The organism is Paraburkholderia fungorum, assembly GCF_046027605.1.
In the GTDB taxonomy this organism is placed as follows: domain Bacteria; phylum Pseudomonadota; class Gammaproteobacteria; order Burkholderiales; family Burkholderiaceae; genus Paraburkholderia; species Paraburkholderia fungorum_F.
On the sequence record NZ_JAQQEF010000004.1, the window covers coordinates 134,940 to 159,611 of the forward strand.

At 65.1% G+C, this 24,672-nt stretch carries 18 protein-coding genes; 12 read left to right on the plus strand and 6 right to left on the minus strand.

Features of this window, described 5'->3' with window-relative positions; all coding sequences use genetic code 11:
- Positions 1-370: 370 nt before the first annotated feature.
- The gene (locus PQR53_RS09260) at positions 371-2,125 is read left to right on the plus strand and encodes a sensor histidine kinase (protein WP_408452532.1); all 1,755 of its coding nucleotides are present in this window, start codon (positions 371-373) and stop codon (positions 2,123-2,125) included.
- On the opposite strand, the gene PQR53_RS09265 is transcribed toward PQR53_RS09260, so the two are convergent.
- Both PQR53_RS09265 and PQR53_RS09270 read right to left on the minus strand, forming a co-directional pair.
- On the minus strand, positions 2,112-2,438 hold the full coding sequence (locus PQR53_RS09265; protein ID WP_408452534.1) for a hypothetical protein: 327 nt from the start codon (positions 2,436-2,438) through the stop codon (positions 2,112-2,114). The two genes, PQR53_RS09260 and PQR53_RS09265, sit on opposite strands and share 14 nt — an antisense overlap.
- A gap of 141 nt (positions 2,439-2,579) precedes the next feature.
- The gene (locus tag PQR53_RS09270) at positions 2,580-3,161 is read right to left on the minus strand and encodes a DJ-1/PfpI family protein (protein WP_408452536.1); all 582 of its coding nucleotides are present in this window, start codon (positions 3,159-3,161) and stop codon (positions 2,580-2,582) included.
- A gap of 100 nt (positions 3,162-3,261) precedes the next feature.
- On the opposite strand from PQR53_RS09270, the gene PQR53_RS09275 reads away from it, so the two are divergent.
- The 5 genes from PQR53_RS09275 to PQR53_RS09295 all read left to right on the plus strand — a co-directional run bounded on the left by PQR53_RS09275 (position 3,262) and on the right by PQR53_RS09295 (position 8,183).
- Entirely contained in the window at positions 3,262-3,447 is a 186-nt protein-coding gene (locus PQR53_RS09275; protein ID WP_408452538.1) for a hypothetical protein, read from the plus strand.
- Positions 3,448-3,494: 47 nt separating this feature from the next.
- Positions 3,495-3,971, plus strand: a complete 477-nt coding sequence (locus PQR53_RS09280; RefSeq protein WP_408452540.1) for a BCAL1086 family glycoprotein — start codon at positions 3,495-3,497, stop codon at positions 3,969-3,971.
- Between the two features lie 123 nt (positions 3,972-4,094).
- Complete coding sequence (locus tag PQR53_RS09285) at positions 4,095-4,553, plus strand: Rrf2 family transcriptional regulator (protein WP_408452542.1); 459 nt, start codon at positions 4,095-4,097, stop codon at positions 4,551-4,553.
- 139 nt (positions 4,554-4,692) lie between these two features.
- Entirely contained in the window at positions 4,693-5,340 is a 648-nt protein-coding gene (locus PQR53_RS09290) for an NAD(P)-dependent oxidoreductase (RefSeq protein ID WP_408452544.1), read from the plus strand.
- A 224-nt stretch (positions 5,341-5,564) separates the two neighbouring features.
- Positions 5,565-8,183: a mechanosensitive ion channel domain-containing protein gene (locus tag PQR53_RS09295; protein WP_408452546.1), complete on the plus strand. Its 2,619-nt coding sequence runs from the start codon at positions 5,565-5,567 to the stop codon at positions 8,181-8,183.
- Positions 8,184-8,295: 112 nt separating this feature from the next.
- On the opposite strand, the gene PQR53_RS09300 is transcribed toward PQR53_RS09295, so the two are convergent.
- Positions 8,296-8,805, minus strand: coding sequence for a cysteine dioxygenase family protein (locus tag PQR53_RS09300; RefSeq protein WP_408452829.1), 510 nt, complete (start codon positions 8,803-8,805; stop codon positions 8,296-8,298).
- Positions 8,806-9,077: 272 nt separating this feature from the next.
- Between PQR53_RS09300 and PQR53_RS09305 the strand changes: the two genes are divergently transcribed.
- Both PQR53_RS09305 and PQR53_RS09310 read left to right on the plus strand, forming a co-directional pair.
- Positions 9,078-9,560 (plus strand): Lrp/AsnC family transcriptional regulator, encoded by a 483-nt coding sequence (locus PQR53_RS09305; RefSeq protein ID WP_179730863.1) that lies wholly within the window; start codon positions 9,078-9,080, stop codon positions 9,558-9,560.
- An 87-nt stretch (positions 9,561-9,647) separates the two neighbouring features.
- On the plus strand, positions 9,648-9,857 hold the full coding sequence (locus PQR53_RS09310; protein ID WP_408452548.1) for a hypothetical protein: 210 nt from the start codon (positions 9,648-9,650) through the stop codon (positions 9,855-9,857).
- Positions 9,858-10,000: 143 nt separating this feature from the next.
- Here the strand turns inward: PQR53_RS09310 and PQR53_RS09315 are convergent, their stop codons facing one another.
- Positions 10,001-12,493: an FUSC family protein gene (locus tag PQR53_RS09315; protein WP_408452832.1), complete on the minus strand. Its 2,493-nt coding sequence runs from the start codon at positions 12,491-12,493 to the stop codon at positions 10,001-10,003.
- 212 nt (positions 12,494-12,705) lie between these two features.
- Between PQR53_RS09315 and recC the strand changes: the two genes are divergently transcribed.
- From recC to recD, 3 genes are read left to right on the plus strand one after another with little or no spacing between them, the layout of a single operon-like run.
- The gene (recC, locus tag PQR53_RS09320) at positions 12,706-16,101 is read left to right on the plus strand and encodes an exodeoxyribonuclease V subunit gamma (RefSeq protein ID WP_408452549.1); all 3,396 of its coding nucleotides are present in this window, start codon (positions 12,706-12,708) and stop codon (positions 16,099-16,101) included.
- Complete coding sequence (gene recB, locus PQR53_RS09325) at positions 16,098-19,790, plus strand: exodeoxyribonuclease V subunit beta (protein ID WP_408452550.1); 3,693 nt, start codon at positions 16,098-16,100, stop codon at positions 19,788-19,790. Before recC ends, recB begins: the two co-directional genes overlap by 4 nt.
- The gene (gene recD / locus PQR53_RS09330; RefSeq protein ID WP_408452552.1) at positions 19,787-21,919 is read left to right on the plus strand and encodes an exodeoxyribonuclease V subunit alpha; all 2,133 of its coding nucleotides are present in this window, start codon (positions 19,787-19,789) and stop codon (positions 21,917-21,919) included. Before recB ends, recD begins: the two co-directional genes overlap by 4 nt.
- Before the next feature lie 129 nt (positions 21,920-22,048).
- Here the strand turns inward: recD and PQR53_RS09335 are convergent, their stop codons facing one another.
- Positions 22,049-22,690: a VC0807 family protein gene (locus tag PQR53_RS09335; RefSeq protein ID WP_408452553.1), complete on the minus strand. Its 642-nt coding sequence runs from the start codon at positions 22,688-22,690 to the stop codon at positions 22,049-22,051.
- A gap of 151 nt (positions 22,691-22,841) precedes the next feature.
- Here PQR53_RS09335 and arfB point away from each other — a divergent pair, with 151 nt between their 5' ends.
- On the plus strand, positions 22,842-23,246 hold the full coding sequence (arfB, locus tag PQR53_RS09340) for an alternative ribosome rescue aminoacyl-tRNA hydrolase ArfB (protein WP_408452555.1): 405 nt from the start codon (positions 22,842-22,844) through the stop codon (positions 23,244-23,246).
- Positions 23,247-23,276: 30 nt separating this feature from the next.
- Here the strand turns inward: arfB and PQR53_RS09345 are convergent, their stop codons facing one another.
- Entirely contained in the window at positions 23,277-24,572 is a 1,296-nt protein-coding gene (locus PQR53_RS09345; RefSeq protein ID WP_408452557.1) for an EAL domain-containing protein, read from the minus strand.
- Between the last annotated feature and the right edge of the window lie 100 nt (positions 24,573-24,672).

Consider the following 24,672-nt stretch of genomic DNA (forward strand, 5'->3'; position numbering starts at 1 on the left):
CAAGAAGCGGGCCAAATTTGTGCCCGTACGCGTCGTTAAGGTGCAAAGCCGCACCGGGATGGGTTTCGGCGCGGTTCTTGCTGATTGAATGACGCACCCTTCTTTGCACCTTGAAAAGCATATAAAGCACAGATTAAGTGCATATCGCCTTCGAATGGACGAACGTGATCCAAACATGGGCACATTATTCGATTTGCTTTACGTTTAATTCAAACTGCCGACGTTTTGCGCGCATTCGTCGCCCGCGAGAGCGGATCTGGCGGTAAAAGCCTGCTTTGTGGCGCGCCGTCTTTGTCTTCCTGTGCAAACGCCGACATAATGTGCCGTTCCCGCGCAGGTTCTGCCGGCCATCGACTTCCAATGCGTACGCATGAGACTGACCACTAAAGGCCTGTTGCTGATCGCGATTCCGGCCCTCTTCGAGCTGGCGCTGCTGTCCGGCCTGGTCAAGGCCCAGTCGGATTCGGCGCAAGCCGAACAGTGGGCCATCCATAGCGAAGACGTGCTGCGGCAGACCACCGCGATTCTCGATCCGGTGCTAGGGGAGTCCGTCGCGCTGCGCGGCGCGGTGCTCGCCAACAATACCCACTTCACGACGCCGGTTAGCTTATGGATGGACGTCGACCGTCGCATCGATCAACTGGCCGAACTGGTTGCCGATAACCCGGGGCAAGTCGAGCGCGTGGTGCAGGTGCGCCAGGCGGTGCAGGGATATCGTCAATGGTCGGACCGCGTGCAGGACATGCTGCATTCGGGGCGGCGGCGCGATCTGCTCGAGCGCTTCCGCGACCTGGCGCCGGCCGATGTGCTGGATCGCTTCCGTCAGCAGGTGACAGCCTTCCAGGCCGAAGAGCGGCACCTCGACACGTTGCGCTCGAACGCCGCCGACGCGGCGCGTGAACGGCAGCAGATGCTGATCGTCGCGGCCGTGTTCGGCTCCTTGCTGTTTGTCGCGCTGGCGGTCTGGCTGTTCACGCGCGGCGTACGCGGCCGGCTTGCGCTGCTGTCCGACAACGCCGGACGCCTCGCGGGCAACGAGCCGCTGGCGCCGCTCAGCCCGGGCCGCGACGAAATCGCCCGGCTCGATCTGACCTTGCACGAAACCAGCCGGCGCCTGCTCGAGGCCGAGCGGATCCAGGCGCGTTTCCAGGCCGATCTCGCGCGCCGCGCCGGCGAACTGGCGCGCATCAACGAAACCTTGCGGCAACAGACTCAGGAAAACGAAATGTTCATCTACAGCGTGTCGCACGACCTGCGTGCGCCGCTGGTGAATCTGCAAGGCTTCTCGAAAGAACTGATCCGCGCGTGTGACGAACTGCGCGCGATGCTGCGCCAGTCGTCGCTCGCGGCGGAGCCGCGGCAGCGCATCGAACGGGTGGTGGACGAGGATATCGGCGAGGCGTTGCACTTCCTGCAGACCGCCGTGCTGCGCGCCTCGCACATCATTGACGCGCTGCTGCGGCTGTCGCGTGTCGGGCGCGTCGAGTATCGGCAGCAAAAGGTCGAAGTGCGCGATATCGTGCCGCGCGTGATCGACGCCATGCAGGCGTCGATCCGGGCACGCCGGGCGCGTGTGATCGTCGAGGACTTGCCGGCGGTGTGGGGCGACCCGACCGCGCTCGAACAGGTCTTCGCGAACCTGATCGGCAATGCGGTCAATTATCTGGATCCCGAGCGCGAAGGCCGGATCGAAATCGGTACGACGCCGGCGCCCCCGGGCGTGCATTCGCTACGGATTTTCTACGTGCGGGACAATGGTCTGGGCATTCCGGCAGTCGCGTTGCCGCGGCTTTTCAACGCGTTCCAACGGCTGCACGGCAATGTCGCGGCGGGTGAGGGCATTGGCCTTGCGCTCGTGCGGCGCGTGGTGGAGCGGCACGGCGGGCGCGTGTGGGCGGAGTCGAAAGAAGGGTTGGGCACGACGTTTTATCTGTCGCTGCCCGAAGCCGAGGTGCGGATGGCGCAATTGGCGGTTGCAACGCATGCCACCTCAACGGACGGTGTTCATGCGGTTAGCGGTACGCGAGCCGGCCTCGCTGATCGGGATGGGGCCGGCCTGAGCGTTGGCGCGGCGCCGCGCATTGCCAATGCCGCCGATGCCGCGCCCGGCATCAGTACGCGGTAAAGAGCCGGCGCGGTTTGAGCAGCTTGCTGCCGCGAATCGACCAGTAGCAGCCACAGGCGATCAGGATCGCCACGCCGGTCAGCGCCTCGAGCGGCGCCGGGTGCAGGCCGGCCAGGCCGTTGACAGCGAACAGGCCGCGCGCTGCGATCAGAAGCGCCGCCCACCACGAGCAGGCTGCTTGCACCAGCATGCGCATGCCCGCCAGACGTCGCGCGCGGTTTTCTCGCGACCAGTTGGCCGGTGTGCGCGCGCAGAAAAAAGCAATCGCCATCAACGTGACGGCGAGAATGACGATCCAATCGGTCAGTTCCATCGAAAAGGCTCCCAGGTCCAACCGGCGACTATAGGAAAGCCTTTCGCTGCGAACTATCGGATTAGTCTCAAAATGCGGGTGCGTTTTGGGGTGCGTTTCGGCGAGCGCCCGGCCGCGCAGGCAAGGACGCTCGCCTCAGGATCAGAGCTCGATCCGGGTGCCGAGCAGCACGAGGAATTGACGCAGCCACTCCGGATGAGCAGGCCACGCGGGAGCAGTGACGAAATTGCCGTCGGTGATGGCGGCGTCGACGGGAATATCGGCGTATTCGCCGCCGGCCAGCTTCACTTCGGGCGCGCAGGCCGGGTAGGCGGAAATGCGCTTGCCGCGAATCACGTCGGCGGCGGCCAGCAGTTGCGCGGCGTGGCAGATCGCGGCGATCGGCTTGCCCGCTTCGGCGAATTGCCGCACCAGTTCGATCACCTTGTGATTGAGCCGCAGATACTCCGGCGCGCGGCCGCCGGCGATTGCCAACGCGTCGTATTGACGGGGATCGGCGTCGTCGAATGTGGCATTGAGCGTGAATTGATGGCCAGGCTTTTCGGTGTAGGTCTGGTCACCTTCGAAATCATGGATCGCGGTCTTGATCTTCTCGCCCGCTTTCTTGTTCGGACAGACCGCGTCGACCACGTGGCCGACCGCCTGCAGTGCCTGGAACGGCACCATCGTTTCGTAATCCTCGGCGAAGTCGCCGGTCAGGAACAGAATCTTCTTTGCTGCCATCGCATGCCTCCTATTGATCAGCGGAACACATCGAACGCTTTGGAAGTCTACTCCAACGCGTTTGACAGAACCGCGAGGGGCATCCCATCAGGCATTTCGAATGGCGCGCGCGGCAGGCGGACGGCGGCGCTGGCGGGCGGCGCTCGCGCGTCTCGAAGCGGCGGCGCGGCTTGGCGGTGCCACCGCGCTAAGCGCCGACGGCAGCCTCGGCGTGCGCGGCAGCTTCGAGCGCGTGGGCTTCCGGGTACTCGAAGAGGAGGCAGTGTGGCGCAACGGCGTATCATGAGCGCGTTTTCGCATGCGGAAGCCGTTCGACGCGGCTCACACTCAAACATGACTTTATCTATTCGTTCGCGGTTGTTGCGCCGCGCCGCTGTTGTCGCCCTGGTGTTCGGCGGCCTCGCTGCCTGTCAGAAGAACGATGCGTCGGCCGGACAGGTCGGCGGCAAGCTTAACGACGCGGCGCAAGTCGCCGGTCAGAAGCTCGATCAGGCGGCCAGCTACGTCGGCCAGCAGGTCGATGCGACCAAAGCCGCCGCGCAGCAGAACCTCGAATCGGCCTCCGCGCCGTCGATCACGATCGATCCCGCGTCGCTGGCGTCGACCGCACAAGCCAACCTGCAAGGCGCGGCAAGCGCAACCAATGCGCAACTCGGCAAGGCGGCGTCGCTCACCGGTCAGAGCCTTGAGACGGCGGGGCGCAAGCTGCAGGAATGGTCGGCGCAAAGTTCGGCTTCGTCGGCGGGCGTATCGGCTTCCTCGTCGGCGTCGAGCGATTCAGGCGATGCGCAAAAGCAGATGGACAAGTGACATGACGCGCGTTGCGTCGATCGGTTTGGCAGCCGGCTTAACAGCTGCTTTGGCAGTTGCTTTGACAGCCAGATTAAATGTAATTACTATAGTTACACATTGTCGTTGCCGGGCAGGGTCGCTGTGAATACGAGTAGCCGGTTTGCGTTCGCGGTGCATGTGCTCGCACTGTTGTCATTGCAGGAGGGCACGCCGCTCTCGTCGGAGATGATCGCGGGCAGCGTGAATACGAATCCCGCGTTGATCCGGCGTTTGTTGACCATGCTGGCCGATGCGGGCCTCACCACTTCGCAACTCGGCGCGGGCGGTGGCGCGCTGCTTGCCAGGCCGCCTGACGAGATCACCCTGCTCGAGGTCTATCACGCGGTGGACGACGCGCAATTGTTCGCCATGCATCGCGAGGAGCCTAATCCGGCGTGCATGGTGGGACGAAACATCCAGGTTGTGCTGCGCGGTATCATCGACGAAGCGCAGCAGGCCATGGAAGCATCGCTTGGCGCGCGCACGCTGGCCGACGCCACTTCCGAGCTGGTGCGTGCCGAGCGGGCGCGTGAGCGCAAGCGGCGTGCGCAGATGACGTAGCAACGAAGCAGTACCGAAGCGCGCGTGTCCTGTAATCGTGACGCGCGCGCCTGAAACGGACGGGGGCTCAAGCCCCTCTTTTTTCGGCGTTATATGTAATCAATGCAGTTACACATAAGCGAAGGACAGGAGTATCGAAATGAGCAAACAGTTGAAAATCGCATTGTTCGGCGCCACCGGCATGATTGGTTCGCGGATCGCCACGGAAGCGGCTCGCCGCGGCCATCAGGTCACCGCGCTGGCGCGTAATCCGGCGCGCGTGCCGGCCGGCGTGGCGAATCTGCAAGCCGCGCAGGCCGATCTGCTCGACGCCGCGAGCGTCGGCGCCGCGGTGCGCGGTCACGACGTGGTGGCGAGCGCCTATGCGCCGCCGCAGGACGATCCCGGCGTGGTGAGCAAGGCGACTCATGCGCTCGTCGAAGGCGTGCGCGCCGCGGGCCTGAAACGCCTCGTGGTGGTGGGCGGCGCGGGGACGCTCGAAGTGGCGCCGGGCAAGCAACTGGTCGACGCGGACGGTTTCCCGGACGCCTACAGGGCGATCGCACTGGCCCACCGCGATGCATTCGACTACTACCGCGGCGTCACCGATCTCGACTGGACTGTCTTCGCCCCGGCCGCGTTGATTGCGCCGGGCGAGCGCACCGGCCAGTTCCGCACCGGCGCGAACACGCTCATCGCCGACGCCGAGGGCAATAGCCGCATTTCTGCGGAAGACTATGCGATCGCCTTCGTCGACGAACTGGAGCAACGCCGTTTCATCCGCCAGATCGCGACGGCGGCTTATTGACGCTCGACGGAGCGCACGCGGCTCGTACCACACTGGGTCCGTTGCGTGCTTCTCAGCGACTTCCCAGCGGCCGTTCGGTGGCCGCCCAGCGGCTATTTAGCGGATGAAGGTGCCCGGCAATTCCTCGAACATGCGCAAGCGTCCTAACAATCGGTTACGCATGTTCGGGGGCCGTCGGTAAAACTGCGGCTACACTGGCGTCTCCCGTTTTCTCACGGATCGCCATGCAGTCATGCCCGTCCCGGCGTGAGTCCGGGGCCGCGCCGTCCAACGGCGGGCAACCGGCGACTCACGCCGCCTTTCGTTTCTCTTTCAGTCATGCCGGATGTCACATTCGGCGCGGCGTTCGCGCTCATGTCGCGGCGTGGTTCGGCGCGTGGTTCGGCGCGTGGGCGGCCACGGTCTGCCTCGCGCTGATTCTCGGCATCGGATGGATGCCCGCGACGGTCCATGCCGCCGGCGCCACCACGCCGGTCATCCCGGCGTTGCAGAGTCTGATCAATAGCGCGACCGCGACACCCGCGTCGGCCGCCGCGGGCGCCTCGGCGGCGGACGCGGCTTCCGCGCCGTCACCCGCAAGCCAGGCGGAACTGGCGCGCTCGCTCGACAGCGTGATCGCCACGCTCGACAACGACCGGCAGCGCACCGCACTCGTCGCCCAGCTCAAAAAACTGCGCGAGGTCTCGCAAAACGTCGCGCCCCCCGCGTCCGCGCAACCGAGCCCCGGCTTGCTCGGCGCGATCGCCTCGGGCATCGCGTCGTTCGAATCCGATGTGCATCAGGGCCGCACGCCAGTGCGCTATTGGGGCGGACGCTTCAACGCGGCCGGCAACGAGCTCTACACGATCATTTCGGGTCAGGGGCAGGAGAGCTTCGGCCGGATTGTCTTTTCGATGTTTGCGATGCTGGCCGGCTGGGGCGCGTGCGCCGGCGCGCTGATTTACGTGCAACTCCGCTTATACCGGCGCTTCGGCATCGTCATGGGGCTCAAGCCGAATCCCACCACGCGCGAGTTGCTGATTTTCGCGCTGCGCCGCGTCGGGCCGTGGATCGTCGCGTTTCTCGCTGCGCTGCTGTTCGTGCGGGCGATGCCCGACGCGCTCGGCCGCACGCTCGGCATGGTGGTGGCCTACGCGATTGTCGCGGGCGCGGTGTTTTCGGCGATCTGTCTGATCATGTTTTCGCTGTTCGGCTCGGGGCATCGGCGGGTTGCGGTGCACCTGCTGATCGAACACGCGCGGCGCGTGCTGTTCGTGGTGGGCGTATGCGCGGCCCTCGGCGATGCGGCTGTCAACTACGACGTCGAGCATCAGCTCGGCTCGAACCTCGCCGCGCTGATTTCGACGGCCGCCAATATGACGGCGGCCGTGCTCACCGGCTACTTCGCGCTGGCCTTCCGGCGGCCGGTCGCGCATCTGATTCGCAACCGGCCGTACGAGCAGCGCCACAATCACAAGGCCGCGACCGACGCGTTCGACGTGCTCGCCGCGCTCTGGCATGTGCCGGTGCTGGTGCTCGCCACCGCGTCGGTGGTCGCCACGCTCGGCGGCTCGGGGTCCAGCGAGAACGTGCTGCAGATTTCGGTGGTGACCGCGCTGTTGCTGGTGTTCGCCTTCTTCCTCTCGGCCGTCGTATTGCGCATGACGCGCCCGCGCAGCCCGCGCGCGCGGCGCCGCTCGCCGTATCTGACGCGCCTGCTGCGCTTTTGCGGCACGCTGCTGACGCTTTTCATCTGGCTGTTCTTCTTTGAACTGGCCGCGCGGTTGTGGGGGGTGTCGCTCGCGGAAGTCGTGGAGGAAAACGTTGCGGCGCGCGGGATCGCGCACGCGGTGACGGCGATCATCGCCACGGTGTTCATTGCGTGGCTGCTGTGGATCCTGGTCGACACCGCGATTACCGAGGCCCTCAACCCCGGTGCTCCGCGCAACAAGTCGCGCAATCCGAGCATGCGCGCGCGCACGATGCTGCCGCTGCTGCGCAACGTGCTGCTGGTGTCGATCATGACGATTGCCGGCATCGTCACCGCGGCGAACCTGGGCATCAATGTGACGCCGCTGCTGGCCGGCGCCGGCGTGATCGGTCTCGCGATCGGGTTCGGCGCGCAGTCGCTCGTGACCGACCTGATCACGGGCCTCTTCATCATCATCGAAGATACGATTTCGGTCGGCGACTGGATCGACGTGGACGGCGGTCATGCGGGCACGGTCGAGCATCTGTCGATTCGGACCGTGCGCTTGCGCGATGGGCAAGGCGCGATTCACGCGATTCCGTTCTCGCAGATCAAGATCGTCAAGAACCTGTCGCGCGATTTCGCCTATGCGGTGTTCGAAGTGCGGATGGCGTTCTCGACCGACGTCGATCAGATTACCCAACTGATTCGCGAAGTAGGCGCCGATCTGATGGCCGACTTCCGCTACCGGCGCGAAATGCTCGGGCCGATCGAGGTCTGGGGGCTCGACCGTTTCGATCCGAACTGGATGGTCGTAAAAGGGCAGATCAAGACACGGCCGTTGCAGCAATGGAGCGTTGCGCGCGCCTTCAATTTGAGGCTCAAACGCAAGATGGACGAAGCCGGTATAGAGATTCCGGTGCCGCAGATGCGGGTGTACACGTCGTCGAAGGATAGCGAAGGACAGCCTTTGCAGGACGATGAGCTGCCCGCGGCCGGTCCGCATGGGCACGGGCAGGCTGAAGCGGTGGCCTCGACACGGGCCGCGCATGCTGCGGTGGCGGTGGCGCGCGATGTATCGCACGAACCGCGTCCGGCGCCGCCGCCGACTGGGCAGACCGCGCCGATTCCCCCGCAGATTTCGACGGCGGGTGACGCGGGCGGCAAAAGCTGATTGGGGTGGAGGTTAGATGCCGGCTACGCTGGATGCGGGTTGCATCGTTGCTAGTGGCTAGATGTTAATTGCCGGTTACCGGTTACCGGTTACCGGTTGCCGGATGCCGGTTTCAGATGAGCGCCGGTGCGTCGGCCGCGTGCACGATGTCGTTGACATGGGTGGCGATCTGCGCGCCCGCGACACCGTAAATATGCAGTGAGACGGCCGGCGCGTCGCTGCCATTGCCCAACCGATGAATGCCGCCTCGGCCCCCGCGTACAAACGACACGGCGCCGGCATGGCGCGCTTGTGTCCGGGTGGCGCTTGCGCAGCGCTGTGCGCCATTCCATTCGAAAGCCGTTTCGCTCAGCGTGCCGTCGAGCACCGCGTAGCCGCACCATGTGTGGTGTGCATGCACGGGGCTCGCCTGGCGCGGCAGCCATACCAGCGCGGCGATCGCATAGCGGCCGTGCGGATCCGCGGCCAGCAGGTGACGCCGGTAGTTTTCCGCGGAGCCTTCGCGTTGCGCGGCTGTGAGCAAGCCGGGATTCGCCGCGGCTTCGGCGAGAGCAATGCGCATGCTGCGCGCGAAGAAGGTCGAATCCGACGGTTCGGGGAATTTCGCGCAGGCTTCGAACATCGCGTCGAGCGCGTCGCATAGTTGCGCGAGCGGCGCGTTGCGATGCCCGGAAGAGGACGTTTCATTCGCCCCGGCAAATTGCGCGGTGTGGGCGGAGGAACGGGCGACGGGTGTTGAACGGAGGTCTTGGCTCATGATCGCTGCGCAGCGGAATGGCTGCTTGTCGGCTATTTTTGATAGCCACATTTATACCCGTTTGCCTGGAGAAAGAGTTTCCATATAATTCCCCTTGAAGTCTAAAAAGTAGAATAATTTCCTATGGGAGTCTCACGATGGGAATGGATATCATCGATCGGAAGCTGCTTGAGCTGTTGCAGGAAGACGCCACCATGCCGATCGCCGAGCTGGCGCAACGCGTGAATCTGTCGCAAACGCCTTGCTGGAAGCGGCTGCAGCGTCTGAAAGAGACGGGCGTGATTCGCGCCCAGGTGGCGCTGTGCGATGCGCGCAAGCTCGGCGTGGGCACAACCGTGTTTGTCGCGGTGCGTACGAACCAGCACACCGAGGCTTGGGCGCAGACTTTTACGCGCGCGGTGCAGGAGATTCCGGAGGTCGTGGAGGTGTACCGGATGAGCGGCGAAACGGATTACCTGCTGCGCGTGGTGGTGTCCGATATCGACGACTACGATCGCGTGTACAAACTGTTGATCGCCGCCGTGCCGCTGTATGACGTGAGTTCGAGCTTTGCGATGGAGCAGATCAAGTATTCGACGGCGCTGCCGGTGCGGCCTTCCGTGGTGGTGGAAGGGCGCTGACATGCAAGCCATGTGCAAGCTCAGGGGGCGTAGAATGCCGCCTTCCCAGACATCATCCGCGACTGCCTCGCGAACCGAGCCCGCCTCATGAACAAACCGCCGCGCAAGAAGAACCCGACCTTTGGCATTGCTGTTTTCATCGTGGTCGCGGTACTGCTGGTGATCGCCACGCTCTTCTATAACGCCATCACGGAAAAGCGCGAATTCGACCGGGACAATGCGCCGGCGCCGACGATTTCATCGGACGCGGCGGCTGCGGCTACTATAGCGAAGCCCGCAAGCGGCACTGCGCAATAAGACGATCCGAACGAGGGCCATCCGCCGTCGTGCCTGATCCGGCGGCGCTGCCTGGCGCAAGGTTGATGGCTGGCATGCGCTGAAAGCCCGCTGCGTGTCCACTTGACCACGCACATGACGGGCCGAATTGCGCTTCAGTCGTTTCACGCGTCCGGCAGGCGGATCACGCTCGCATCCTTGCGAATCAGCGCGGACGCCGTCAGCATCTGCTTGCACTGGTGAGCGAGCAATTTCATGTCGTGTACGGCGTCCGCCGGGTAGTCCGGCGATTTCTCCGTTTCGACCACCATCGCATCCAACTCACGCGACAATTGCTTGATCTGCTCGCCCTGATCGGCCGGCGGCGCGCTGCCGGCTTCGGCTTCGGTCAGGTTGTCGCGGATCACGCTCAGGGCGCGTTGCAACGGCTGTAGCGAGACGCTGTCGGCCTGCTGCGCAGAGGTGCGCAGCAACGGCGCGGCCACTGTGATCTGCGAGGCGAGCACGTGGCTGCGCACCAGCAGGCCGTTCAATTCAGGCACGAACTTCTGCGCGGACTTCGGTTCGAGCATCATGCGCTGGAACGCCTGGCCCAGATTGGCGAACGCCACGTGGACGTTCTTGCGTGCAAGCCGGTAGCGATAGTCGCGATCGAGCGCTGTTGCCGCGGCTGCGGCGGCAGGGGAGGCGCCGCCGGTCGGTTTGGCGGTTGCGTTGCTGACCGTGGTGGTGCCGGCGCTGCTTGCGCTTGCGCTCGCAGCTGCGCTCGCGGTCGCCGCTCCGCTTGCGCCAGCTTTTGGCCTGGCGTTGCCGCTCGCATTTGCTCCGGCGCTTGCCATCGCGAGCGCCGGTTTGCCGAAATCAATCGCCGGATCAGCCATCGCCGCGGCGGGTGCGAATGCACCACCCTCAGTCACGGTAGCGACTACCGCGGCGGCCGGCTTGCCACTCCACCACCAACTCGCTTCCAGATACTGCCGCGTCGCGCTGATCATGTTGTTGACGAGCTTGCCCATCAACCGGTATTCCCAGTAGGGGAACAGGTGGCTCGCCGCAATCGCGATCGCGCAGCCCACTACCGTGTCGATCGCGCGTTCGCCGATGATCCGCATGCTGCCCGGCGCGAGCAGATGGAACATGAGCAGCACATACGACGACGTGAACACCACGCTCGCCGTGTAATTGAACAGCAGCAAGCTATAGCTCATCACCATCGACGCGAACATCACCACCAGCAGGATGTGCGGCTCATTGACGAAGATCATCAACGCGATGCTCGCCGCGCAGCCGATCAGCGTGCCGATGATCCGTTGCCCGTTACGCTGCTTGGTCAGCGAATAGCCGGGCTTCAGAATGATGACGGTGGTCATCACGATCCAGTACGCATTGGTGAGCGGCAGCAGACGGCCGAGCCAGAAACCCACGGCGACCGCAATCGTCACGCGCAGCGCATGGCGGAAACTCGGCGAGGCCATGGTCAGATTCGAGAAGATCTGCCCGAACGGTACGCGCCGGCTCGACACGAAGCGGGAGAGCGCCTGGTCGAGGCGCAGTTCGGTCTCGGTCGCGCTGGGGTCGCTCGACAGGCTCTTGCGCATCTTGTCGATCAGGCGCGTGGCGCTCCAGATACGCCGGAAGGTGGACGATATCGCCGAATAGGCCTCAGGATTTTTGGCGGGCAGGTCCTGCTTGCGCATCACTTCGATCTCGAACTCGATCGCGCGTAGTTCGGCTTTTACGTTCACGCGCGTACGCGGCGGCTGGTTTTGCAATACCGCGAGTCCAATCTCTTCGAGATCGGCTGCGGATTTGCGAATCAGATCGCGATAGAACACCAGCAGGTCGGAGCCGCCGAAGGTGTTGCGGACCACCGAGTAATCGACGTGCGTGCCGACAAACAGTTCGTGCAGATCGACGGTATTGATGAACAGATTGAACAACATGGCCCGGCGCGGTTCGAGCCGGCCGCTTTTCAGCTTCGGCAGATTGCGCAGCACAATGTCGCGCGCGGCATCCTGACGTTCGACTGCGGAGATCTGCTTGTCGACCAGATTGCGATAGCACTCGTCGAGATCGTTGTCGAGATCGTAGAAGGCGGCGCGCGCGAGCAGATAGTCCGCACACGCGAACACGCTTTCGGCGAGCGCCTGCTGTTCGATCCGATGCATCATCCAGCGGCTCACGAAGGTCGACCAGTACGTGTACCAGAGGCCGCCCACCAGAATCCACGACGCATTGACGAGCGCCTGCATTGGCGTGAAATGATCTTCGAGCGTCATGATCATCATGAACAGCGTGGCGAAGCTGATCTGCGGCCAGCGGTTGCCATATACGACGATCAACGAGAGTACGAACGTGAGCGGCACGACCGTGCACCACAGCGCTACCGGGTTGACCGTGGCGATACCGGTGGCGAGCGCGGACAGGAAGCCGATCACCGTGCACGCCAGCATCTCATTGTGTTTGTACTTGAGCGGACCCGGCATATCGACCACGCATGCGCCGAGTGCGCCGGTGGCGATCGTGAAGCCGAGTTCGCGATCGTGAAATACGATCAAACACAATACGGCCGGTAACGACACGCCGACTGCGATGCGCAGGCCGCCATAAAAGTACTGGCTGTAGAGGAATTTTTTTATTTCGACCGAATAGCGCATCGACTGCCTGGATTCCATTCACTGAGAAAACGCGGTTGACGAGGCCGACCCGGAGCAGACCCAAACTGCCGTCGAGTCTAACTGATTTTGTGCCTGATCTGACCTCGTCCGTCTGGCCAGGTTCTGCCCTGGGGGCACCTTTGTTATGCTGTCGCTTCAATGTCTGTCGCGGCCCGCGCGTTTCGCTCGCGTCGCATGCTTCCCCGGAATCCATGCTCCAGCTCTTCTACTCGAACCGCTATGAAACCCTTGTCGGCGCGCTGCTCGACGACCTGGCACAGGCGCCGTCCGATCCCTGGACCGCGCAGCCCGTGATCGTCCCGAGCGCGGCGGTGCGGCGCCGGCTCGAGCTCGATATCGCGGCGCGCCAGGGCATCTGCGCGAATGTCAATTTTGGTTATCTCGCGCAGTGGTTGTGGGCGCAAATCGGCGGCGTGATCGAAGTGCCGAAGCATTCGCCGTTCGCGCCGGACCGGCTCGTCTGGCGGTGCTACCGGCTGCTGGGAGAGGCGGATGAGAGCCTGCCCTGGAACGCCTCGCCGCGTCTGCGCACTTATCTCGACGCGGCGGATGCGTCGATGCGCTACGAACTGGCGCGTCGCGTAGCCACGGTGCTCGACCACTATCTGACCTATCGCCCGGAATGGCTGCTGCAATGGCAAAAGGGCGGATCGATTTTCGCGAGCGGCGCCGCGGACGACAACGGTCCGCGTCTCGTCGGCGCAAGTGTTGCGGCGCGTGAGGACGAGCGTTGGCAAGCGGCATTGTGGCGCGCCGTGCTCGCCGAAGTGGCGCAAGTGGCGGGTAACGCGCAAACGCCCGCGTCCGCGTTGCCGCCTGCTTATCGCTTTCTCGAAGAGATCGGCACGCTCGATCTGGAAGCCATTTCGAATGCGCAATGGCCCGAAGCGGTGAGCGTGTTCGCACTGCCGACCATGCCGCCGCTGCACGTCGCGTTGCTGCGCGCGCTGTCGCGCTGGGTCGATGTGCGCCTGTATGTGATGAACCCGTGCCGCGAGTTCTGGTTCGACGTCGTCAGTGCCGGCCGCGTCGAGGCGCTCGATGTTGCAGGCCAGCTCGACTATCAGGAGGTGGGTCATCCGCTGCTCGCCGAGTGGGGCCGCCAGACTCAGGCGCAACTGCACATGCTGCACGAGTTGACCGAGAGCGCGGCATCCGGCGAGACGGGCGACTTCAGCGAGAATCCGGAACCGAGCTGGCTCGCCGCCGTGCAGAACGGCATCCTCGATTTGCGGAAGGAAACGGACACGGACGAATTGCCGATCGAAAACGGCATTGAAGTCCACGTGTGTCACAGCCTGTCGCGGCAGCTCGAAGTGTTGCATGACCGCCTGCTCGGCTGGTTCGACGAATTCGACGATCTGCAGCCGTCCGACGTGCTGGTTGCCGTATCCGATCTCGCGGCCGCCGGGCCGCTGATCGATGCGGTGTTCGGCACCGCGCCTCCTGGCGACACTCGCCGCATTCCGTATCGGATCACCGGTTTGCCGCCTTCGCAGGCTAATCCGGTCGCGCGTTTGCTGCTGGATTGGCTGGCGTTGCCCGAGCGCAGCGTGGGTGCGCCGGATCTGATCGAATGGCTGCGGGTCGATGCGATCGCCGCGCGTTACGGGATCGATGCCAGCGCGCTTGAAGCCGCGCAGGAATGGCTCGCGGCAGCCGGCGCGCGTCGAGGATTGACACCCGTCGAGCCGACGGGCGAGCACGTGCCTGTCGCGCGTCATACGTTCGCCGATGCGCTGACCCGGCTGTACCTCGGCTACGCCATGCCGGAAGGCGGCGAGCCGGTCGATGCGTGGTTGCCGGTTGAAGGCGCCGACGGTTCCGATGCGGAGTTGCTCGGGCGCCTGTCGCGTTTCGTCGACGATATCGAGGCATTCGCCGAGCGCTGCGTGGTCGAGCAGACACCTGCCGAATGGACGCAACTGCTGCTCGAAACGCTCGCGCAGTGTTTCGACGGCGGCGTGGAATTTGCCGACTCGCTGGCGGCGGTGCGCGACGCCATCGACAAGATGGGCGACGCGATGCAAGCGGGCGCACAAGACGTCGGGCTGCCGGCCGCGGTGGTGCGCGGCGCGCTGACCGTGGCGCTCGACGACCCGGCGCGCGGCGGCGTGCCTTGGGGTAGCGTGACGTTTTCGTCGCTGACCAGCTTGCGCGCCTTGCCGTATCGCATTGTCTGCCTGCTCGGCATGGACGACGGCGTGTTGCCGAGTCTCGCCCGCGCCGACGAATTCGACCTGATGGCCGCGTTCGGTAAAGCGGGCGACCGGCAGCGCCGCGACGACGAACGCAATCTCTTCCTCGATCTGCTGCTGGCCGCGCGCGACCGGCTGTTCATCGCCTACACGGGCCGCAGCATTCGCGACAATGCGCCGTTGCCGCCGGCCGCGCTGGTCGACGAGTTGCTCGATCACCTCGCGCAAGTGTCGGCGGGGGAAGGAGCAGGTGGGGCAGGTCCCGCGGAAATCGAAGCCGCGCGGCAGGCGTTCATCACCGATCATCCGTTGCAGGCGTTCGCGTCGGACTATTTCTCGTCGCAACGAGGCCTCTTCACCTACGACGTGGATCGCGCGGAACTGGCCAGCTTGCTGGCGGCGTCGCAGCATCCCGCTGCCGCGCCATTCTTCGATCAACCGTTGCCCGCCGAAGACGCGGCTCCCGTGGCGTTCGACGAATTCGTGCGTTTCTGGCGTCATCCCCCGCGCGCATTGTTGCGCGACCGCCTGGGTATCGTGTTGTCGGATGCGCAGGGCGAATTGCTCGACACCGAGCCGTTCGAACTTGATTGGGCCGGTCGGGACGCTTTGGCGGAGCGGCTATTGCCGGTACTGCTGGAGAGCGATATCGAAGACGACGACAGCAGGTTCGACCGCGTGCGCCGCGTCGCCGCGGCCAGTCCCGAACTGCCCGGTGGGGCGACCGGCGCGGTATGGCGCTCGCGCGAACTCGGCGCGCTGCGTCAACTTGCCGACAGCGTGCGGCGCGAGGTCGCGTCGGGCGTCGAACGTTTGCCTTTCGTGCTGGATATCGTGCCGCGCTGGCCCCACAGCGCCGACATTGCGGATGCGCTTTTCGGCCCGCATGACGCGGCGCTGCGCAAAGCGGCTGAAATACCGCTGCAACTGCACGGCACCTTGAATTTACTGACTGAAACAGGACAAGTGATTTTCCGCTACGCCAAACCTACCGCGCGCGACTATCTGTCGGCATGGCTTGCCCATCTGGTCTATTGCGCGGCGCAGCCGAACGGCCCGCGCCGCACGGTTTGGCATGGCAGCGGCGAGAGTTTCGAACTCACGCCGGTCGCCGCGCCGCTCGATGAACTGGCGCCGCTTGCTGCCTTGTTCAGAGCCGGACGCAGGCTGCCGCTGCGCTTTTTCCCAAAGAGCGCGTGGGTGAAGGTCAGCGAGAGCGATTCCGCGGCGCAGGGCGTGTGGATCAATGATCGTGTGCGCGGCGAATCCGACGACGCCGCCTTGCGCATCGCGCTGCGCGGCACGCCGCTTACGCTCGACGAACCATTCGGCAGTCTGGCCTCGATCGTCTTCAAGCCACTTGTGCAGCATCTGCGGAGCGCATCATGAGCGGCGCTGTTCACCATCACGCGCTGGTTGCGCAGGAGCTCGAGGTTTTCGCCTGTTCGCTCGACGGCGTCAATCAGATCGAGGCGTCGGCGGGCACCGGCAAGACCTGGAACATCTGCGCGTTATATGTGCGGCTGCTGCTCGAAAAGAACCTGAACGCCGATCAGATTCTTGTCGTCACCTTTACGAAGGCGGCGACTGCGGAGTTGCACGAGCGGATTCGCGGCCGGCTCGCGGAACTGGATCGGGCGATCGATACGGACGACGATGGCGGCGATCCGTTTATCCAGCGTCTCTTTGAAACGACGCTGGCGCCGGAGCGCGGCATCGATCGCGAGACCGCGTTGAAAGTCGTGCGCCGCGCGCTGCGTACGTTCGACCAGGCCGCGATTCACACCATTCACGCGTTCTGTCAGCGTGCGTTGCAGGAAGCGCCGTTTGCCGCGGCCATGCCGTTCGCCTTCGAAATGGAAGCCGACGACGCTGCATTGCGTTTTGAAATGGCGGCTGATTTCTGGCGCGAGCAGGTGGAACCGGTGGCCTATGCGCATCCTGCTTTCGCTGCGTGGCTGGTGGCCAAACGCGCTGGTCCCGCGTCGCTCGATGAGCAGCTCGCGCGGCGCTTGAAGAAGCCGTTGGCGCAGTTGCGCTGGGGCAAGGTCGATGCAGGGGGAGGTGGTGCCGATCCGCAGCTGGGGTTCGATGCTGCCTGCGCAGTCTGGCAGGCGGAGCGCGACGCGATCGTGCGTCTGCTGGCAGAGGCACAAGACTGTCTGAGCAAGACCTCGCACAAGCCTGACCTCGTGAGTGCCGCGATTGCCGCGTGGAGCGACTACTTCGCCCAGGGCGATTGCCATGCACCGCCGCCAAAGGCGGCTTTGAAGCTGACGGCTTCGGCGTTGAAGAAGGCCACCAAGGTCAAGTTCGAAGCACCCGAGCATCCGTTCTTCGAGCATGCCGAAGCGCTGGCCGCCGCCGTGGTCGCGGCCGAGGCCGCGCAACGTGCGCGCTGGCTTGCGCTCGTCGAAACCTGGCTCGACTACGCGCCCGCCGAGCTCGTGGCGCGCAAGCGCACGCGCAGGGTGGTGTCGTTCGACGACCTGCTGTCCAATCTGTATCGCGCGCTCGCGGCCAACCCCTGGCTTGCCGATGCGTTGCGCACGCGTTATCCGGCTGCGCTGATCGACGAGTTTCAGGATACCGATCCGTTGCAGTTCGCGATCTTCAGCCGCATCTTCGCGCCGGCCGGCCCGCTGTTTCTGGTCGGCGATCCGAAGCAGGCGATCTACAGTTTTCGCGCGGCGGATCTGCATACCTATCTGGCCGCGCGCGCGGCGGCTTCGGCCTGCTATACGCTCGCGGTCAATCAGCGGTCGACCGCGCCGATCGTCGAGGCCTGCAACCGGCTGTTCGAAGCCAATCCGCAGGCGTTCGTGCTGGAGGGTCTCGACTATCAGCCGGTGCGGGCCGGCGAGCGGCGCCGTCCGCCTTTCTCCGAACCCGAAGCGAACGCGGGCGATTTCCGCATCTGGATGCTGCCGCAGGGCGACGCCGCGCTAACCAAACGTGAAGCGCAGCGCGCGGCGAGCGAAGCCTGCGCCGCGGAGATCGTGCGACTCCTGCGCGGCGCACGCGAAGCGTCGGTGACGATTGGCGACGCGCCGCTCGCGCCGGGCAATATCGCGGTGCTCGTGCAAACGCACAAGCAGGGCAGCCTGATCAAGCGCGTGCTGGCGTCGTGGGGCGTCGGCAGCGTGGAATTGGCGCAGGCCTCGGTGTTCGCGACGCTCGACGCCGAGCAGATCGAACGCGTGCTGGCCGCGGTCGATACGCCGGGCGATCTGCGTCGTTTGCGTGCCGCGCTCGCAACCGACTGGCTCGGCCTCGACGCCGCCGCGCTGTGGCGCCTCGAGCAGGTCGCGGATGCGCCCGCACCGGCCGACGATCCCGCGCATGCCGCCGACGCGATGGGTTGGGTCGAACGTTTTTCACGCTATCGCACGCTCTGGCACGAACGCGGCTTCGCATTGATGTGGCGCACGCTGATGCGCGAGCTGCGCGTCGCACAGCGTCTAGTGGCCGGGCCCGACGGCGAGCGTCGTCTGACGAACGTGAATCATCTGGCCGAGCTCGTGCAGGCGCGCGCCGCCACGCAACCCGGCATCGCGCCGACTTTGCGCTGGCTCGCCGCGCAACGCACGCAAGGCGGTGGCGAAGACGCGCAGTTGCGGCTCGAGTCGGATCGCAATCTCGTGCAGATCGTCACCGTCCACAAATCGAAGGGGCTGGAATATGCGGTGGTGTTCTGTCCGTTTCTGAACGACGGGGCGCTGCGCGAGCCGCCGTCCTCCGGCTTGCCCGATGCGCGCGAATATCACGACGAGACGGGTGAGGCCGTGCTGCACTACGGTTGCGATGACGACGAAGCCGAACACGCGTCGCGTTACGCGGCGCGCGAACAGGCGGCGGAGCGGGCACGGCTCGTCTATGTGGCGCTGACGCGCGCGGTGTATCGCTGCTATCTGGTTGCCGGTACTTATCTTTCGTCACGCTCCACCAAGGAGTCGCGCCGCAGCGTGCTGAACTGGCTGGTGGGTGGGAGTGGTCACGGCTTCGACGACTGGCTCACCGATCCACCCGACGAAGCCGCCTTGTCCGAGCGATGGCGGGCGCTGGCGGGCGGCCCGATCACGTTGCAGGCGTTGCCGAAAGTGGAGCGTCGCGTGCCGCTAGAAAGCCTCCAGGATAGCGGGGCGCGGATGCAGGCGCGCGCCAATCGGCGGCCGTTGCGCGATCAGTGGCGTATGGCGAGCTTCAGCGGCCTGATCGCCGCCGGCAGCAAAGCCGAAGAGGCGCATACGGCGATGGAAGAAGTGCGCCCCGATCACGACGAGATCGCCGATGCGCTCGCGCCTACGCCTTTGCCGACGCCGCAGGCGCCGTCCTACGCCGAGGACGATATCCTGGCGTTTCCGCGCGGCGCCGCGGCGGGCGACTGTCTGCATCGCATGTTCGAACTCGCGGATTTCACCGCTCCGCATACGTGGCCAGATGCCATCCGGGGCGCGTTGCGCGAGCGCCCGGCGCCCGCTCTGCCCGAACTCGCGGCGCGTTTGCCCGCCATGATGCACAACCTGATCGCGGACGTGGTGACGACCGATCTCGTGCCCGGCATGGCGCTCGCCAGGCTGAATCCGCGACGGCGCCTGAACGAACTTGAATTTCTGTTTGCCGCGCCTTCGCTCGATTTTCCGGCGTTGCGCGAGCTGCTGATCGAACACGGCTATCCCGACGTCGCGCTGGAACCCGGTGTGTTGCGCGGTTTCGTCAAAGGATTTATCGACATGATCGTCGAGCACGACGGCCGTTTCTGGATCGTCGACTGGAAGTCGAACCATCTTGGCGACACCGCCGCCGACTACGCCGCGGCGCCGCTCGAAGCGGCCATGGCGAGCCACGCGTATCACCTGCAGGCGCTGCTCTATACGGTGGCGTTGCATCGCTATCTGAAAACGCGGGTGCGCGATTATGCGTACGAGACGCACATCGGCGGCTATCTCTATCTGTTCGTGCGCGGCGTTCGTCAGCAGTGGCGCGATGCCGATGGGCCAGCGGGCGTGCACATGCGGCGGCCCGCCTTCGAACTGGTGGCGCTGCTCGATGCTGCGATGATCGGAGGTGTCGCATGAGCACGTTCGAGCGGATCTCTTCCGCGCCGCCGGAGCTCGACGACATCGGCGTGAATTTACCCGCGCCGGCCGATTTCAGTACCGCGCTGGCCGAAGGGTTCGCACGTCGCATCGGCACGCTGGCGCGGCGTGGCGGTGCGTCGGGCGAGGCGGTGAAGTGGGCGGCGCGGGCCGCCTTCGCGGCGAGCCGTGCGACTGCCGAAGGGCATGTGTGCTTGCCGCTTGCGGTGCTCGCGCGGCGCTTCGATGCAGCGGGCGCGGAAGTGCGCGCGGCGCTGTTCGCAAGCGGCATGGCTAGCGACGGTTCGCCGAGTGCGGCGGCGCTGCGGCCGTTGGTGATCGATGGACAAGGGCGGCTGTATCTGGCGCGCTACTACGACTATGAGCGGCGTTTGGCGCGTTCGCTGGTTGCGCATGCGGGCGGCGGCATCAGCGCGGACGGATATCCAGAGACGCAGACGGATGCCGGCGAGGGTGGCAATGCCAACGCAAGCGCAGCTTCTCGCGCGGATGCAGATGCGGATGTTGGGTCAGCAGCGGGTACAGGAGCGGATGTTGGCGCAGCAGCGGGTGTGGGTGCAGGACCTAACGCGCTCACTACCGCCCACACACTACACGCGCGTCTGCTGCGCTATTTCGGGCCGCCGCAGGACGACGAGGTCGACTGGCAACGTGTCGCGGCAGTCATGGCGCTGTCCGGACGCCTGACCATCGTCAGCGGCGGACCGGGTACCGGCAAGACGACGACGGTGGTCGGTGTGCTCGCCTGTTTGCTGGATGCGCGGCCCGATCTGCGGATCGCATTGGCGGCGCCCACCGGCAAAGCGGCGCAACGGATGCAGGAAGCCTTGCTCGCCCGTGCCGGCGATTTGCCGCCCGAACTCGCCGCGCGCCTGCCGCAGACGTCGTACACCTTGCATCGGTTGCTCGGTTCGGGGCCGGGTGGGCGGTTCCGGCATCATCGCGACAATCCGCTGCCTTATGACGTCGTCGTGATCGACGAGGCGTCGATGATCGACGTTGCAATGGCGGCGCACCTGCTCGATGCGATTGCACCGCAAACGCGTCTCGTGATGCTGGGTGACAAGGACCAGCTGGCCGCCGTCGAGGCCGGTGCGGTGTTCGCCGAACTCAGCGCGCGGCCTGCTTTTACGCGCAACGGGCTGCAGCGGATCGCTGCGGCGCTGGGCATTGAAGCGGCGCGCTTGTCGCAGGCATTGCCGGACGCGTCGAGCGACGTCAACGAAGGGCCTGACGATCGTTTCGCGCAGATGGATGCAGCGGGCGATTTCGATGCGCGAAACCCGCTCGCCGATTGCGTCGTCTGGCTCGAGCGTAACTATCGATTCGGCCTCGAATCGCCGATTGGCCGCTTGTCGCTCGCGATTCGCAATGGCGCGGCCGCCGCGGCGCTGGAAGTCCTGCGTATCGACCCTGGCGAGCCTTGCGCAGCGGCGCTGCACGAAGACACGCATGCGACGCTGGCTGATCGCACGGTCGCGCGGCTTGCCGCAGGTTTCGCACCGTACGCGGATGCGCTCGCCGAAGCGCTAGCCGCCGATACACCGGACCCGGCGCTGCTGTTCGATGCGCTGAACCGTTTTCGAGTTCTGTGCGCGACCCGTTCGGGACCACGCGGCGTCGATCAGGTGAATGCCGCGATGGCCGCGCAGGTGCGGCGCGCGGCGGGTGTGACGCTGGCGGTAGGCGCGCAATGGTTCGCTGGACGCCCGGTGATGGTCACGCGCAACGATTACGCGCTCGGTCTGTTCAACGGCGACATCGGCATCGCGCTGCCGGGTGCGGGCGGCGCGTTGCGGGTGTATTTCCGGACTGGCGACGGCGGTCTGCGTGCCGTATCGCCCGCGGCGCTGCCGCCGCACGATACGGCCTTCGCGCTCACGGTTCATAAGTCGCAAGGCTCGGAATTTCAGCATGCGGTGCTGATGTTGCCGTCGGTGTTCAGCCGCGTGTTGTCGCGTGAGCTTGTGTACACGGCAATTACCCGCGCGCGTGAGCGAGTGGAGGTGATCGGCGCGCGCGCGGTGCTGGCGCAGGCCATTGCGACGCCGACGCAGCGTGACTCGGGGTTAGCCGCGCGGATTGGGGAGGCATGGCGCGCCGCTTAGTGGGGTGGCGTGGGCGCGATGGGCATATTCGTTTGTGTGACATGCCTGCTTAAGGCGCTTGGGCGGTCCGGCTGAACAGGCAGAACAGGCAGAACAACTGCGCGAGCGCTTCCGGGCATCCAGCCGAACTCAGCCCGCGATCCCGCCCGGCTGCGCGCGCACCTCGACCCGGCTGCGCATGGTTTTTCGATACCACAGCGTCCACAGCGTCAGGGCGCCGTAAATGCCATAGCCGATGAATGGCGACACCACCAGGAAGCGCTCGATCGGCCAGGTCAGCGCCATCCATGCGCGCAACGCGGTCTCGCCAGTCAGGCCGAGGCCCCATACCAGGGTCATGAGCCGCATCGCACTGACGAGAGCAGGCCGCTCGCGCCACAGCGCTTCAAAGCGCTCGGCACCCCCTTCCATTTCACGGGCGACAGTGGCGCGCGCGAGATAGAAGATCAGCGGGCGGCGCATCGGCAGCGACAGCAGAAACACCACGCCTACCGCGCCGGACACCAGCGACTCCCGCAGCAACAGCATGCGGGGACTGCCACCCAGGGCCATCGCCGCGACCGACAGCACGATGCCCGCGACGACCATTACGCTGAGCGCGTCGACGCGTCGAAAGCGCACCAGCTCGATCAGGCTCCAGACGATCGGCGGCACGGCGGATGCGATCAGGGCACCGGTCTCGCCCAGGCGCGGCAGCGCGAGGCGATAAGCGAGCCACGGCAGCAGAAAGTTGACGGCCAGTTCCAGCACAAAACCCGGACGGAGCTTCATATGAATTTACGCTGTAAGCGAAAACGGCAGTATCGATGAAGCGGCTGCGTCGATGCAAATAGTTTTTCGCATCGGCGGCCGCGCCCGATAGTCCGTAGTCTTTAATCCGCTGTGCCCTGTGTACACTTGCGTCTCCTATCTCAATCCAGTCATGACATCCCGTTATCCGATCCCGCCAAATGAAATCGAACTGACCGCAGTGCGCGCGCAAGGAGCGGGCGGTCAGAACGTCAATAAGGTTTCGAGTGCCATCCATCTGCGCTTCGACGTGCAGGCCTCGTCGTTACCGGAGGTGCTGAAGATGCGCCTGCTTGCGCTGTCCGATCATCGACTCACCCGAGATGGCGTGGTGATCATCAAGGCGCAGGAGCATCGCACTCAGGAGATGAATCGCGCGGCGGCGCTGGCGCGGCTGGATGAACTGATTGAAAGCGTCAGCGTGACGCGCAAATCGCGCGTTGCGACCCGCCCGACGCGCGCATCGAATCGGCGGCGCCTCGACAGCAAGGCCAAGCGTAGTGAGATCAAATCCGGCCGCGGGCGCGTGGACGATTAGGGGCGTGGCCGGGACAGCCAGCCGCCCCGTTCAGCGTTTGCTCCCGTGCGCGCCCGGACGGGCATCGGCTGGCGACGTCGTCGGCACAAAATCGACGCACAGCACATGCATGCCGTCGCGCTCGAAGGCAAGTGCCGCGGTGTAGCAGTCCTGGCCGTCCGCAAGCGAATAGTGCGGCCCCATCATGGCGACGCGTCCCGGTGCTGCCAGCGCATGCTTGAAATACGCACGCCGCGACCAGTTACTGTGCGTCTCGGTGTAGAGCGGTGCGAGCCGCAGCGGAGGCGGCGGTACTGCGGCGGCGGCAACGGACGCTTGAGTCTGTTCGCCCTGGCCGTCAGTGATGAATACCCGGCGCGCTTCGGGCAGATGCCAGATCTTTTGCGCTGCCTGCCGCAGATCGCCGGTTGCCTTGAAGGTCTCGGCGGCGGCGAGCACGGCTTCGGCGAACCCTTCGAAACCGAGGCGCTGGTGGCCCGCATGCGCGCGTTCATAGGCGGCGAACTTGGTCCACATCGACTCGATCAGCGCCGGTACTTTGGCGCACGCGGCCTGCACCGAACTCTGCGGCTGGCCGAGCCGGAAACCCTGCACGAAATCGACGTCGGCCTGCATCAGAATCATCAACTCTTCATCGGTCTCGACGCCTTCGGCCAGCACCAGCGTGCCGGATTGATGGAGCATCGCGATCAGATGGCTGATCATCGAATCGTCGCCTTCGCGCTTTCCCGCACGCGCCACCAGCGAGCGGTCGAGTTTCACGATGTCGGGGCGAAAGCGCCACACGCGGTCGAAGTTCGAAAAGCCGGTGCCGAAGTCGTCGATCGCAATCAGGAAATCGCGTGGCTGCGACGCCGCGAGCATGCTGGCGACGGCGGATTCATCGTCGGCGGGTTGTTCGAGTACTTCGATGACGATGCGCTCCTGCGGCAGGCCGAAGTGCGCCGAGAGTTCGTCGATAAAAGTGCGCTGCGGCCAACCGGTTTCGAATACCTGTGGACGCGTATTCAGAAACAGCCAGCCCGTGCTGATGCCTTGCTCCATGAAATTCGCCACATGCAGGCAGCGTGCGATGCGGTCGAGTTCACGCGCGTCGGCGGCCGAGCGTGTGCCGGAGAAGAGCACTTCCGGCGAGACCGGCAAGCCGACCGGGTCGAACGCACGCAGCAAGCCTTCATAACCGACCACGCACTGATGCGTGACGGACAGCACCGGCTGGAACACGCTATGCAGGGTCAGCGCGCGCCACGTCGCGGTCCAGCCGGACTCGTCACGGCCCAGATGCGGGAGCAGGCCGCTCAGGGTCAATTCTCGGACAGTCGGCATAAGGGCAGGCATGAGTGCGGGCATGGTGACATCGCGGCAAACGGGTGACGGGGCGCGCAAACAGATTCGGCGCGCAACGGATGCACAGCCCAGGCGGCGG